This window comes from Clostridium sp. (assembly GCF_050717515.1).
Classification (GTDB): Bacteria; Bacillota; Clostridia; order Clostridiales; family Clostridiaceae; genus Clostridium_AD.
The window spans coordinates 104,832-119,165 of sequence record NZ_JBOITL010000022.1 but is presented as its reverse complement, the minus strand read 5'-3'; the positions used below and the strand labels follow the sequence as shown (position 1 = coordinate 119,165).

Sequence of the window (14,334 nt, the reverse complement as noted above, 5' to 3'; positions counted from 1 at the left end):
TGTATAATAATGTTAGGTGCCACTCACGTGGCAAGTGGCAAGTGGCAAGTTTGCAAGAGCTAAAACACACAATAAGTGTTTTGAATTTTCGAGAGATAGTATGAGGAGGAGAAAAATGAAATTTACAATTGGTACTACATATCATGGCTTTAAGTTAATCCAGGAGAAAAATATAGAAGAGTTAAATTCACAGGCAAGATTATTTGAACATGAGAAAAGTGGAGCTAGACTATTGCATTTAGAAAATGATGATGATAACAAGGTGTTTTCTATAGGATTTAGAACACCACCTAAAAGTAGCAATGGACTTCCACATATATTAGAGCATTCAGTGCTTTGCGGCTCTAGGAAGTTTCCTACAAAGGAGCCTTTTGTGGAACTCATAAAGGGGTCTTTAAATACATTTTTAAATGCTATGACCTTTTCAGATAAAACAATGTACCCTCTAGCTAGTAAAAATGAAAAAGACTTTTTTAACCTTATGGATGTTTATTTAGATGCAGTTTTTTATCCTAATATATATTCTAAGCCAGAAATATTAATGCAAGAGGGTTGGCATTATGAATTAGAAAACAAGGAAGATAAGCTATCCTACAAAGGTGTAGTTTATAATGAAATGAAGGGTGCGTTTTCCTCACCTGAGGGATGCCTTATGCGTAAGATTCAAGAATCCTTATTCCCAGACACCTCTTATGGCGTAGAATCGGGTGGAGATCCAGAGTTTATTCCAGACTTAACCCAGGAGGAATTTATAGAGTTTCATAAAAAATATTATCATCCTTCAAATAGTTATATATTCCTATATGGAGATGGAAATATTGATAAAGAGCTACAATTTATTAGCGAAAAATATTTAAATGACTTTGATAAAATAACAGTAGACTCAGCGATACAACTTCAGAAACCCTTTAGTAGTATGAAAGAACTTAAAATAGAGTATCCTATTTCCTCAGATGATGATGAGAAGGACAAAAGCTTCTTAAGCATGAACTTTGTATCAGGAGATAATATTAGTCAGCCTGAACTTCATTTAGCTTTTGAAATTTTAGAGTATCTATTACTAGAAAGTGCTGCAGCACCGTTAAAGAGAGCACTTGTTGAAGCGGACCTTGGCAAAGATGTATTCGGAAGCTTTGATAATAGCATATTGCAACCAGTATTCAGTATAGTAGTAAAGAACTCCAATGAGGCTAAAAAAGAAGAATTTAAAGAAGTTGTGTATACAACATTAAAGAATTTAGTTAAGGATGGAATAGACAAAAAGCTAATAGAGGCTTGTATAAATATAACGGAATTTAAATTGCGAGAAGCTGATTTAGGAGGTTTTCCAAAAGGATTATTCTATTATATAACTAGCATGGACAGTTGGCTTTATGATAAAGACCCAACTATGCATTTAGAATATGAAAGTTATTTAAGCAAGATAAAAGCTGCATTAACTACTAATTATTTTGAAAACCTTATAGAGAAGTACTTAATAAACAATACCCATAGTTCTATGGTTATTTTGAATGGCAAAAGGGGTCTAGCAGAACAAAAGTCTAAGGCAGTAGAAGAGAAGCTCGCTAAGTATAAGGCTAGTATCTCAGATAGTGAGATAGATAAAATAGTGCAAAGAACAAAAGCGCTTAAAGAAAGACAAATGACACCAGATACTAAAGAAGTGCTTGAAACTATTCCACTACTTGAACGTTCAGATATTGAAACTACAGTGGAACATTTACCCCTAAAGGAAAAGGATGAAAATGGAGTAAAGGTATTATCTCATAATATATTTACTAATAAAATTGCCTATATAAATATATTATTTGATGCTAAAAAAGTAGATATGGAATTAGTCCCTTATGTAACATTACTATCAACTCTTTTAGGAAGAGTAAGTACAGAGAGTACTAACTATTCTGATTTATCTAATGAAATTAATATCCATACAGGCGGAATTCATTTTACAACTGAAGTGTATGGTGATAGTGAAAATTTTGAAAAGTATAGTCCAAAGCTTGTAGTAAAGAGTAAAGCACTAGTTCCAAAGCTTCCTAAACTATTTGATATTATGGCAGAGATAATTAATACTACTAAATTTGATGAAAAGAAGCGTTTGAAGGAGCTAATTCAACAATTGAAATCAAGGCAGGAAATGAAAATCCTTGATAGAGGACATATGGCAGCAGCTGGAAGACTTACTTCCTACTTTTCACCAGCTTCAGCTTATATAGAAAAAACTACAGGAATATCTTTTTATGAATTTATAAATGATATCGAAAGAAATTTTGATAATAAGGCAGATGAAATTATTGAAAATTTAAATAAGGTATCAAAACTTATATTTAATAAGAATAATCTTATAGTAAGTATTACAGGAGAAGAGGATATTTATACTGCTTTTGCGGCAGAGCTACCTAAGATTATAAGCATCTTAGGACAAGAAGAATTGCCAGATGCGAAATATGATTTTGCCCTTAATAAAAACAATGAAGGCTTATTATCTTCATCAGATGTTCAGTATGTAGCTAAAGGTTATAACTTCATTAAACAAGGTTACGCTTATTCAGGTAAGATGCTAGTGCTTAAAACTATAGCAAGTCTGGACTACTTATGGAATAGAGTTCGTGTTCAGGGCGGTGCCTATGGTGGGTTTGCAAACTTAGCTAGAAGTGGTAACATAGTATTTGTATCTTATAGGGATCCTAATGTTGCAGAGACATTAAAGGCTTATGACGGAATATGTGACTATATAGGTAGTTTTGAGGCCTCCGAAAGGGAAATGACCAAATATATTATAGGAACAATTAGTGAGCTTGATTCACCACTAACACCTTCTATGAAGGGCGAAAGAGCTACAGCATACTATATAAGAGGTATTACTGAGGCGCAAAGACAAATGGAAAGAGACGAAGTTTTAAGTACAAAGTCTGCGGACATTAAGTCATTTAAATCATTACTAGATGATATTATAAAAGAAAATTGTTTTTGTGTACTTGGAAATGAAAATAAACTTAAAGATAACAAAGATATATTCACGAGTTTAGTAAATGTATTTAAATAATGTAAAGATGCCTGGTGCCACTCGCGTGGCAAGTGGCATCTTTTTTTTAACACTCTGGTGCCATCCACGTGGCAAGTGGCATACTTATTTTAAAAAAATTAGATAAGTTTGTATGAACTTTATAAAATATAGAAGTTAACTGATTGCATTTGTAGTATATTATAGAGTAATGATTTAACGAAGGGGAGGGGTTTGGATGTCTATTAAAGCACTTTTCACATACAACTACGGCGGAGATAAAATCAAAGATATAAAAGCCTTTGGGTATGATGTAAAAGTTATACCAGAGGAAGGTTTAATTTATAATGATGATTTGGAGGAGGTAGAGGTTTTAGTTTGTTATGACCCATTTAAAACCCTAGACATAGAAAAAATGAAAAAGCTAAAATGGATTCAATTATCTAGTATAGGCATTGACCAGCTACCAATAGAGTATGTTAAAAACACTTCGATTATAATTACCAATAATAAAGGTGGTTACAGTATACCCATGGGGGAATGGGTTGTATTAAAAACCCTAGAGCTTTTTAAGAATAGTAAGATGCTATATGAAAACCAAAGCAAGAGGAAATGGAAGATGGATACAAGTATTATGGAGTTATATGGAAAGACCATAGGCTTTATTGGAACAGGCACTATAGCTACTGAGGCAGCTAAAAGATTTCAGGGTTTTGGGGTAAATATAGTAGGTGTGAATACAGATGGTAGAGATATTGAATATTTTAATAGATGTTATGCAGATTTAAATGAAATGCTTAAATTGTGTGATGTGGTTGTTGCTACAATACCATATACAAAAGCTACTCATCATTTAATTAATGAAGAGAGATTTATGGAAATGAAAACTGGTGCTTATTTTATAAATGTAGCTAGAGGCAGTATTGTAGATGAGGGTGCTCTATTGAAAAACTTAACGAATGGCAAATTGGCAGGGGCGGCCTTAGATGTGTATGAAGAAGAACCTTTAAAAGAAAATAATTCATTATGGGATTTAAGTAACGTTATATTAACTTCTCACAATTCCTGGATTTCAGAGATGAGAAACGAGAGAAGGTTTGATATTATTTATAAAAATATGAAAAAATATCTTAAAGGGGAAGGGTTAGTGAATACAGTAAATCTGAAAAAAGGGTATTAGATACAACTAAATAAATAAAAAGTAAGATACTAGATTGTTATTTTTTAAGGGGATAGGATAAATGGAGAAGGATAAAAAATTTAACAACTTATTTTTAACGAGTATGGCTATGGTTGCAATTACAGCGTATTTATCAATTGCTTTAGGAAAAAACATAAATGAAATATATTTTTGGGGAATAAGTATTTCCATAGTTTTGCTGATGCTTGGACTAGTAGCGAGGAGTAAATCAATATTCTACAAGAATTTAAAACAGGTTAGGGAGAACTATGGTAAGGAGAATAAGAGAGAGAGAGAATTTGAAGATATCAAATTATTGTTTGATATCTTCAAATATAAAAATCCAGAAGATATATATATTGATGATCAAACTTATTTAGATTTTAATATGGATAAGGTTTTTAATAAGGTAGATAGAACTTTGTCTTCTCCAGGGGAGCAGTATTTATATCACATTTTAAGAAATCCGATTTTGAAGCAAGAAAAACTAATTAATAGAAATAAGAATATAAGTTTTTTTCAACATAATAAGGAAATAAGAGAAAAAATCCAAGTTAGTTTATTAAAGCTTGGAAGGCCGCGTAATAATACCATAACATCTTTTTTATGGAATGAAATTTCCTATAAAACATCACTTTTGCCATTGCTATATTTGCTTAGCATATTAGCATGTGGTTCTTTAGCCTCAATAGCTTTTATTGGTATATCTAGAGCATTTCCTTTTATATTTATAATTTTAGCGGCTAATAGCTATATTAGTATTAAGATTAAAAAACAAATTGGTTCTGAAATTGAATCTATGGGCTATTTGGGTAAAGTTATTTCTATAGCTGAGGTTATGGGTAAAATAGAGGATAAGGAGATAAAAGAATATACTTTAAAGCTTAAAGAAAAAGCAAAGGTTTGCAAGGTAATAATGAAAAAAGCTACCTCCATTGGAATAGGTAGAATAGAAGGCGTAGATATTCTTTATGAGTACTTTAATTTGTTTTTTTTAATAGAAGCTAGAGGCTTTTATAAAATAATAGATGAGGTTAAGTCACATATTGAAGAAATAAGAAGTGTTTATTTAATCTTAGGGGAAATTGACGCATTAATCTCTGTAGCATCCTACAGAGAGGGACTTTTAGAATATGCAGAGCCAAAATTAACAAAAGGATTTAAAGCAATAAAAGCTGAAAATATAAAACACCCATTAGTAGAAGCTGCTGTAGGTAATTCTTTAACTATAGAAAAAGGTGTTATTATAACTGGTTCAAACATGTCAGGCAAATCTACTTTTTTAAGAGCTATAGGCTTGAATGCGCTATTTGCCCAAACTATATTCACATGCCTTGCTACAAGCTATGAAGGTGGATATTTCAATATAGTATCATCAATGACTGTAAGTGATAATGTAATTAGTGGGAAAAGTTATTATTTAAGCGAGGCAGAGGCAATATTTAGAATAATTAATGATTGCAATGAGGAAGTAACAAATTTATGCCTTATTGATGAGATTTTTAGGGGAACTAATCCTATTGAGAGGGTAAATGCTTCTACTGAGATTTTAGCTTATTTGTCTAGACATAATTCCTTGGTTGCAGTAGCTACACATGATCTTGATATAACCAATATGCTAGGAGATTTATATGAATGCTATTATTTTACTGAGAATGTGGGAGAACAGGGATTAGAGTTTGATTATCAAATAAGAAAAGGAGTATCTTCTACTAGAAATGCAATAAAGGTACTTGAATTTATGGGATATCCAAAAGAAATCACTTATAGAACTAACGAAAGAATTTCAAAAAGCCAACATAAGGAATAAAAAAAAATACATAGATGCCACTTGCCACGTGGGTGGCACTAGGAAAGAGGAGATAATTATGAGAGCAGAAATATTAGCAGTAGGAACGGAAATATTGCTGGGGGATATAATCAATACAAATGCGCAATATATAGCCAAGAGACTTGCAGATTTAGGCATAGCAGTTTATCATCAGTCAGTAGTTGGAGATAACCCAGAGAGGCTACTCGAGGCATATAGACTAGCTTTTAGTAGAGCTGACTTAGTTATAACTACTGGGGGACTTGGACCTACAAAGGATGATTTAACTAAGGAAGTAGCTTTTGAGTATTTCGGGAAGAAGAGTGTAGTTCATGAAGCTTCTATGAAAATTATTGAGGGATATTTTAAGGAAATGAATAAACCAATGGCGAAAAGCAACGTGAAACAGGCATATTTCCCAGTAGATGCAGTTATACTTCCCAATAATAATGGCACAGCACCAGGATGCATAATTGAGGAAAATGGGAAGATAGTTGCACTTTTACCTGGACCACCTAGAGAAATGAAACCTATGTTTGAGGAGGCTGTAGTTCCTTATCTTGAAAAGTTTCAACAGGGTGTATTAGTTTCAAAGGTGCTTCGTGTTATAGGTGTGGGAGAGAGCTCAGCTGAGGAAATGATAGAAGATATATTAGATAATCAAACAAATCCAACTGTGGCACCTTATGCTAAAGATGGAGAAATGCTTTTTAGAATTACAGCAAAGGCAAATACCCAGGAGCGGGGCATAAAACTTATAGAGCCTATGGAAAATGCAATACGTAGCAGACTAGGCAATAACATTTATGGGGAAGGGGATATAACCCTAGAGAATGTACTTGGCGAAATGCTTATAAATAAAAAGTTAACTATAGCTACTGCGGAGTCCTGTACTGGAGGAATGGTAGCAGCAAAGCTTGTAAATTATCCAGGTATATCTTCTGTGTTTATTGATGGCGTCGTGACTTATAGTAATGAGGCTAAAATTAATAGACTAGGAGTTTCGGCAAAAACCTTGGATAAGTATGGCGCAGTAAGTAGTGAAGTGGCGGCGGAAATGGCACAAGGCATAGCGAAAACATCAGGCACTAAGATTGGGATTTCAACAACAGGCATTGCAGGTCCAGATGGTGGAAGCGCTGAAAAACCAGTGGGGCTTGTATATGTAGGCTTATATATGAATGGGGAAGTTAAAACAAAGATGCTTAAATTATCAGGAGATAGGCAGAAAATAAGGGAAAGAGCAACTATGCAACTTTTGGACTGGCTTAGACGAGAGCTACTATAATTCTCAACTGAAAAAGGTGGGGTATAAATGCATAATAAAGAAATAAACATATGTTTAGTAGGATTTGGAAATGCTGCACAGGAATTTTGCAGAATGTTAATAACTAAAAACCTAGAAGTTAAAGAGAACACTGGATATGATATTAAAGTCACAGCTATTGCAGGCAGGTCTAAGGGTGGAATTATTAATGCTAAGGGAATAGACCTTACGAGGACTCTTTGCGATGTGGAAGACAGTGGAAAGTTTGATTCTACTGCAGAAGATACTGTGACTATGGAAACATTACAGATTATAAGGAATTGTAATGCTAACCTGCTCGTTGAACTTAGCTCCTTATCTATTCACGATGGAGAGCCGGCAATAACTCATATAGAGACTGCCTTTGATAGAGGTATGCATGTTATAACAGGAAACAAAGGGCCTATAGCCTTTAAGTATCAAAAACTTCGTGATAATTCAAAAGATAAAGGTCTACAATTCTTATATGAAACTACTGTAATGGATGGCACCCCTATTTTTAATTTTGTTAAATACACACTGCTAGGATGCAAGGTGTTATCTTTTAAAGGAATATTAAATTCTACAACCAATTTTGTGTTAGAACAAATGGAAAGTGGAAATAGTTATGAAGATGCTATTAAAGAAGCTAAAAGAAGAGGGTTTGCAGAAGCTGACCCAACCTTAGACATTGATGGATGGGATGCAGCTGCAAAAACTGCAGCCTTACTAAATGTGTTAATGGACACGAATGTAAATCCTACAGAAATAGATAGAAAAGGGATATCACATATTACTTTACATGATATAAAAAAAGCTAAGGTAGAAAATTGTAAAATTAAGCTTCTATGCGAAGGATATATTGAAGACAATAAAGCAAAAGGACGGGTACATCCAGTTTATATAAACTATAAGGATACCTTTAGCAATATAGATGCAACATCTTCGATATTAGCTGTAACAACAGATTTAATGGGAGAAGTGCAAATAATTGAAAAGAATCCTGAAATTCAGCAAACAGCTTATGGTATATATAGTGATTTGCTAACACTTATAAAAACATTATAATGTCACAGATGATGGTTTAAGAGAGTTTTAAGATGAAAAAACCGCATAAGTATAAAGGCACATACCAATAATGGTATGTGCCTTAAAAAATATGTTACTTTAACGACATTTCAGAAGGAAGTATCTCACTTCTATAAGTGGGAGTCAGAATCTCCTTCTGAAGTCGTTAATTGTAGCATCGCAGATGATGATTTCATAGATCCATAAATTTTATCTAGTAGTAACAGGTGGAACAAAAACTCTTGCTGCAAGTTCTGTATCTAGTAGATAAAGACTTGTAGGGTCATCATTAATTCTTTCAAGTCTTTTTATTAGACCACTAAAGTTAGATTCTTCCTCAACTTGCTCATCAATAAACCACTTAAGTAAGCTTATAGTAGCATGTTCTCTTTCTTCTGTAGCAATGTCAGTAAGGTTGTAAATTTTACTAGTTACAATTTTTTCATGATTATACGATATTTGGAAAGCTTCAAGAAGTGATTTAAAATCATTTTGAGGATCAGGCATCCCTTCTAAAACTATTCTTCCATTCATTTCATTTACATAATTATAAAATTTCATAGCATGGAATTTTTCTTCTTCGGCTTGAACTTTAAACCAATTAGAAAAACCATCAAAATCCTCTGATGCGCAATAAGCCGCCATAGCTAAATAAATGTGTGCGGAATATAGCTCAAAGTTTATTTGTTTGTTTAGTTCATTTAATAATTTTTCGCTTATCATAATAATCCTCCTCGTGTTCCTTTGGGGGCACATAACAATAAGTATGCCCTTGAAAACGTAAATTCATAATGGTATATAATATTGTCCGAGTATTGATAATCATTTTTAATTAATTATCAATATTAATGAATATCTATATTATACACCTAATCAATTGTACTGTATATATTATTAACTAATGTTTAAAATATATTAATATATGATTTTTAGGGTTATGATTTAAGGCACATAAAAACAAATAATAAGTCAAATACGTTAACATAGGACTTATTATTTATTCTCATGTGCCTAAGGTAATAGTTTTTCTAAATTTATAATTCCTGACCCTTGCATATATTTCGGAAAATTTAATAAGTTTGAAGATATCTTTAGTAATGCCAATGTATCTTTGAAGCATAAATTTTTATTGTTTTCATAGAGGAGAGCGCATATACCACTTATAAAAGCAGCGGAGCATGAAGTTCCTGTATAGGTGGTATATAAATTAGTGATATGAGGAGGGTAAAGCTTCACACCATTTTTTTCAGAGATGAATTTTGTATCTGAAATCAAGGAACAAATATCAACACAGGCAGAAATCAAATTTGGTTTATCCTGTTTTTTAAAAGGGCCACAGGAAGAATATTCATATATTTTTGTGCTAAAAGTGTTATCATACCCACCTACAGTTATACAATTATTAAGGGTAGCTATGCCTCGTATTGAACTTTTAATACTTTTATTACTTCCACTAGGAACAATTACTACCAGGCCTTTTGATATTGCAAGGTCAAAAAGCTTAGAAAACAGTGAAAGTATAAATTCATCAGTCTCAAGAGTTTCAAAGGGGAGGCAAATAATTTTAATATTGAAGTCACTACTCTCCACAATTAGAGTTTCTAATGAAAATAAAATATCAGATATAAAGCCCTTCCCTAGTTTATCAAAGGCCTTAATCACATAAAGGTGGCTATCTTTTGCCACACCTTTGTACATACCCTTTGACCCAGAACCACTACCACAAATTAATCCACTCATAAAGGTGCCGTGACCATTGTCATCATAAGGATAATTTAAATTGTTAACAAAATCCACAAATTTTTTGATGCTATTGGTAGGATTCAATAAGTCAACATGTGGATACACACCACTGTCAACTAGTCCAACGCCAATACCCTTGCCAGTTAAATCATAGTTTGTTTGAAAGGATATACCATTAGATGACAGTATGCTATTACCACACAAATGGGCGTAGGAATCTAAAGTTATATATGCTACTTGTGGATATTCTAGTAATTTGTCTATAGCACTTGGTGTTAAAATAGCACAAATACAGTTTACACCGGAAATATGACGTAGGATATCGCATTTTAAGGATTTAATTTTATCCATGGTTTTAATTTCAAGGGACTTGCAGTATATTATTACCCTATAATTTTCATATAGGTTACTGAGCAAAGCATGATTTAAGGTAGGATCTAATTTATGTTTCAAGGAAAACATGTATGCCTCCTAAGGTATTGTTACATTATTATAGTATATGCGAATTTTGAAAATATGTTAATAAAAAAAGCATATATTACCAAATAAATTTAGTAATATATGCTTTTTAGCCCTCATATTCTATTAGCGAAAACATCTCATTGCACATGTTAAAAAATGCATTAGCAATAGGGGTTAATGTTCGTTTTGAATTAACAATTAAATATAGATTTCTTTTTAAAAGTAAATCGTTAATTTTACTTATCTTTATTTTACTCTTATCAATATAATCAAGAGAAATTTTTTCGGAAATGATGGATACACCTGTTCCTAGCTTTACAAATTGAAGAAGGTTGTCCAAAGTATTTACTTCACAAAATACGTTTAATAAATTAGGGTTCAGACCCTTTGATTCAAGGGCTGTATCAAGGGTACTCCTAGTTGCTGAATTTTTCTCTCTAATTATAAACTTATATTGAAGCAAATCCTTTAAAGTTATTTCATCAGGAATATTAAGGCTTGTACTAGAGATTAGAACAAGATTATCTTCCATAAGCTTGTAGCTTTTTATCTTTTCGTTTTTAATTGTAGTTCCAACTATAGCAATTTCACACTGAAGATCTAAAATATCCTTAATTATATCCCCGGAACTTTGTTCTGTAATATTAAAACGAACATCAGGATAGGATTTACTAAATTTTTTTATAAGCTCAGGCACCAGTGAGTTGCAGGGAGTTGTGCTGGCTGATAAATTTAATTTTCCAGAGATTGTAGTATTAAAGTTAGAAAGATTAGAAACAGCATTATTTCGAATATTTATTATATTAATTGCATATTCTAAAAAAGAATGGCCGGCAGGCGTTAAGTATACTTCTTTAGATGTTCTGTCAAAAAGTTGAACATTTAATTCTCTTTCTAAGCTAGCTATATGTGAACTTATTGTAGGTTGCGATAAAAAAATCGTATTAGCCGCTTTAGAAAAACTTTTAAACCTGGCAACATTAATGAAGGCTTCAATCTGTTTGAAATCCATAAGTATCCTCCTTGTATATTGAATATATATATATAGTAGTTAGATTTAAATTTTAATACAATTCATAAAAACTTATAAGCAAACCACTATACCTTTAGGGTAGTGGTTATTGACATATAATTGTGGGGGTATTTACAGTTAATTTCAATAGGGAAGATAAAAAATAACACTGATTTTCCGAAAAAATAGAAAGAGCCTATTACCCTTTCCATTTGAATATTATTATTCCTACAACCATTACGCCAACTCCTATAAACTTAGGTAGGGTGAATTTTATTTGCTCTGCGCCAAACATTCCAAAGCTATCAATTATACCAGCTGCAAAAAGTTGAGCAACTAATATAGTTGCAATAGAATAGGTTGGTCCGAGCTTTGTTATACCTTGCATAACAGAAAATATAATTATAGCACCTAGGAGTCCTCCTAGTAAATACAATTTATTTACATCTTTTATAGCTTTTAAATTACCATTACCAACTACAAGGAGCATTATTAGGGTGAGAATTAAACCAGTGGCTTGAACAAAAACATTAGTTTCCCAAAGCCCAATTTTTTCACTTACCCTTGTATTAAAAACACCTTGAAGACTCATGCAAACACCTGCAATGATAGAAAATATTAATCCCAATTACAATCACACTCCTCTAGGTTAGTTTACCCAGAATGTATTGTAATATTAAAAAAATATAATTATAAAATTTTAAAAAGACGGGATTTAATATCCATTATCCTGTCTTTCGTGATTGATGTTGTTTTTATATAAGTACGCATTTTCAATATCTTTCTTGGAAAAGCCTAAATTTTCACCTAAACTTAAAAAATCCTGAAAAATGTTTAAGTAGCTATCCAATGAAGAACAGGTTATAAAATCTGAAATATTTGTATATAAGTTTAAAAACTGCTCAGATAATTCAAATGTAATATGTTTAGTTTTTAAAGTAATATCTTCAAAGTTTTTTTCTATTCCGATGCTTAAAATAAAATGCAGACAATCAACATACTCCTCTAGAATTACATCATCATTTGAAGGAGATTTTGTACTCCAAAATTTAAAACAACGTGTTTCATTTGCTAGTTCCCCTAGTTCTACTTGAAGGGATAGTATTTTTTTTCTAAGTAATGGTATTCCGCACAGGTTATGTTCTGCTTCTATTCTTTTATCTAAAGCATCTTGCATTTGAAATAATCTCTGTAAGTTCATGTTTAAACCGCCTTTTTACTAAATCGTATATTTTATAAAGTGTATTTTTTAACCACCATTTCATCATTATCATTTATAGGTTTCCAAAGCTCTACGCAGTGGATTGTAATAGTTTTTAACAATTTCTCATCCTTAGCTAATTTACAAGCGTCTAAATATTCACTATCAGACCACTCTCTATCAGCAAAAGTTGTGTTAGCTAGTGAAATATGTAAATTCCAATTTTCAATATGTTCACGAACATTATAACCTTGTGATTTTAAAATAGAATTTATATTCTTAGATAATTCATATATAGTGCCTGTATTATTAATGTTTAAGTTTACGGATTTAAATGGAGGGTCAAAGCATATTACACCATTTAATTCAACTTGGAATTCAGTATAATCTAGGAGAATATTTTTTAAAGAAATATCCAAATCGAAAAGATTGGGATCCGTTATTATTTCTAGAGTTATATGAAGCATAGGTAAATCTGTTCCGGACCTATACAGGCTATATTTTTCACAAAGTGTCTTTTGCAGTGATTCCACATACGTATAAGAATCACTGTCAAATAAAGCAACCAAATAGTAAACCATTTTTATCACCCTCAAACTTAAAACATAACTTTATGTTCTTTAGTATTCTCTTAGATCATAAGTTTTAACTATCATTTCTTTTTTAATACTAACCTGTTTCCATAATTCAAGGCGGCAAACCTTTGCAAACTTAAAAAAATCATCCTTATCTAAATTAGCATCAATAGTAATTGGTCCTCCGTTATATAATTTTTTAATAATGTGATTGGCATTAGATAAGAGAATTCGTAGATCAATATTATCATTCTCACTTTTAACGTTAAAGCCATGTAAATCTAAAGTATCTGTAATACTTCTAGCTAAACGATAAATATATCCTTTATCTTCAACTTTAAGATTAACTTGAGTAAAATTTTCGGTTAAACTAATACTATTGTTTATGTTAACTTTGAATTTCTTATAAGGAACCATAATTTTAGAAACAACTACATCTAATTTTTCTAAATCAGGATTCGTTATACTACATATTGATATATAAAGATTAGGGGAGCTTTTGTATAGTTTATATTTCCTACAAATATCTCTTTGAATATTTTGAATTGTAGAATTAGATTCATCATCAAATAAAGCAACTAAAAAGTATTTCATATTTTTCCTCCGAATAAAATTAATAACCAAGATTGGTTAACATTATTTTAATTAAATTATAAATATATTATAACATATTTTTTTAGTTTTGTATTTTCTATGTAAATTTATGTATACTATTTTACTAGCATAATTAATTTTAATTATGTTAATAATAATTTTATAATCAATTAAAGGAGGTGCTTTTAATATGGAGCATAATGACAGTATAGGTTGTATAGTAAGTGAGTGTAAATTTCATTGTAAAGATGATAACTATTGTACTTTAAACAAAATCGAAGTCATAAAACATGAAAGTGTTGCTAAAACACAAGAATGTACAGACTGTGGAAGTTTTAAAACATCATAATAATATAAAAATCACCGGCCTATCGCGGGTGATTTTTATATTATTATGAAA

At 31.5% G+C, this 14,334-nt stretch carries 13 protein-coding genes; 6 read left to right on the top strand and 7 right to left on the bottom strand.

The annotated features are described in order from the left end of the window. The first annotated feature begins 115 nt into the window (after positions 1-115). From ACREV6_RS07615 to ACREV6_RS07595, 5 genes are all read left to right on the top strand, one after another. On the top strand, positions 116-3,046 hold the full coding sequence (locus tag ACREV6_RS07615; RefSeq protein WP_431577412.1) for an insulinase family protein: 2,931 nt from the start codon (positions 116-118) through the stop codon (positions 3,044-3,046). Between the two features lie 196 nt (positions 3,047-3,242). Then, positions 3,243-4,184 (top strand): phosphoglycerate dehydrogenase, encoded by a 942-nt coding sequence (locus ACREV6_RS07610; protein ID WP_431577411.1) that lies wholly within the window; start codon positions 3,243-3,245, stop codon positions 4,182-4,184. A gap of 61 nt (positions 4,185-4,245) precedes the next feature. Next, a complete protein-coding gene (locus ACREV6_RS07605) occupies positions 4,246-5,994 on the top strand; it encodes a MutS-related protein (protein ID WP_431577410.1) in 1,749 nt (582 codons plus the stop codon). Positions 5,995-6,052: 58 nt separating this feature from the next. Then, complete coding sequence (locus tag ACREV6_RS07600) at positions 6,053-7,282, top strand: competence/damage-inducible protein A (protein WP_431577409.1); 1,230 nt, start codon at positions 6,053-6,055, stop codon at positions 7,280-7,282. 27 nt (positions 7,283-7,309) lie between these two features. Beyond that, positions 7,310-8,347, top strand: a complete 1,038-nt coding sequence (locus tag ACREV6_RS07595; protein ID WP_431577408.1) for a hypothetical protein — start codon at positions 7,310-7,312, stop codon at positions 8,345-8,347. Between the two features lie 210 nt (positions 8,348-8,557). Here the strand turns inward: ACREV6_RS07595 and ACREV6_RS07590 are convergent, their stop codons facing one another. From ACREV6_RS07590 to ACREV6_RS07560, 7 genes are all read right to left on the bottom strand, one after another. Continuing rightward, positions 8,558-9,070, bottom strand: coding sequence for a ferritin (locus ACREV6_RS07590; protein WP_431577407.1), 513 nt, complete (start codon positions 9,068-9,070; stop codon positions 8,558-8,560). Between the two features lie 288 nt (positions 9,071-9,358). Further along, positions 9,359-10,552, bottom strand: a complete 1,194-nt coding sequence (locus ACREV6_RS07585) for a S8 family serine peptidase (RefSeq protein ID WP_431577406.1) — start codon at positions 10,550-10,552, stop codon at positions 9,359-9,361. Between the two features lie 106 nt (positions 10,553-10,658). Then, positions 10,659-11,564 carry a selenium metabolism-associated LysR family transcriptional regulator gene (locus ACREV6_RS07580; protein WP_431577405.1) on the bottom strand — a complete coding sequence of 302 codons (906 nt, stop codon included), beginning with the start codon at positions 11,562-11,564 and terminating at the stop codon, positions 10,659-10,661. 199 nt (positions 11,565-11,763) lie between these two features. Beyond that, positions 11,764-12,192, bottom strand: a complete 429-nt coding sequence (locus ACREV6_RS07575) for a DMT family transporter (protein ID WP_431577404.1) — start codon at positions 12,190-12,192, stop codon at positions 11,764-11,766. 87 nt (positions 12,193-12,279) lie between these two features. Next, positions 12,280-12,765 carry a dUTP diphosphatase gene (locus tag ACREV6_RS07570; protein WP_431577403.1) on the bottom strand — a complete coding sequence of 162 codons (486 nt, stop codon included), beginning with the start codon at positions 12,763-12,765 and terminating at the stop codon, positions 12,280-12,282. 32 nt (positions 12,766-12,797) lie between these two features. Then, positions 12,798-13,346: a 2'-5' RNA ligase family protein gene (locus ACREV6_RS07565; RefSeq protein WP_431577402.1), complete on the bottom strand. Its 549-nt coding sequence runs from the start codon at positions 13,344-13,346 to the stop codon at positions 12,798-12,800. Between the two features lie 39 nt (positions 13,347-13,385). Beyond that, positions 13,386-13,934, bottom strand: coding sequence for a hypothetical protein (locus ACREV6_RS07560; RefSeq protein ID WP_431577401.1), 549 nt, complete (start codon positions 13,932-13,934; stop codon positions 13,386-13,388). Between the two features lie 190 nt (positions 13,935-14,124). Between ACREV6_RS07560 and ACREV6_RS07555 the strand changes: the two genes are divergently transcribed. Beyond that, positions 14,125-14,283: a DUF1540 domain-containing protein gene (locus ACREV6_RS07555; protein WP_431577400.1), complete on the top strand. Its 159-nt coding sequence runs from the start codon at positions 14,125-14,127 to the stop codon at positions 14,281-14,283. Positions 14,284-14,334: the final 51 nt, after the last annotated feature.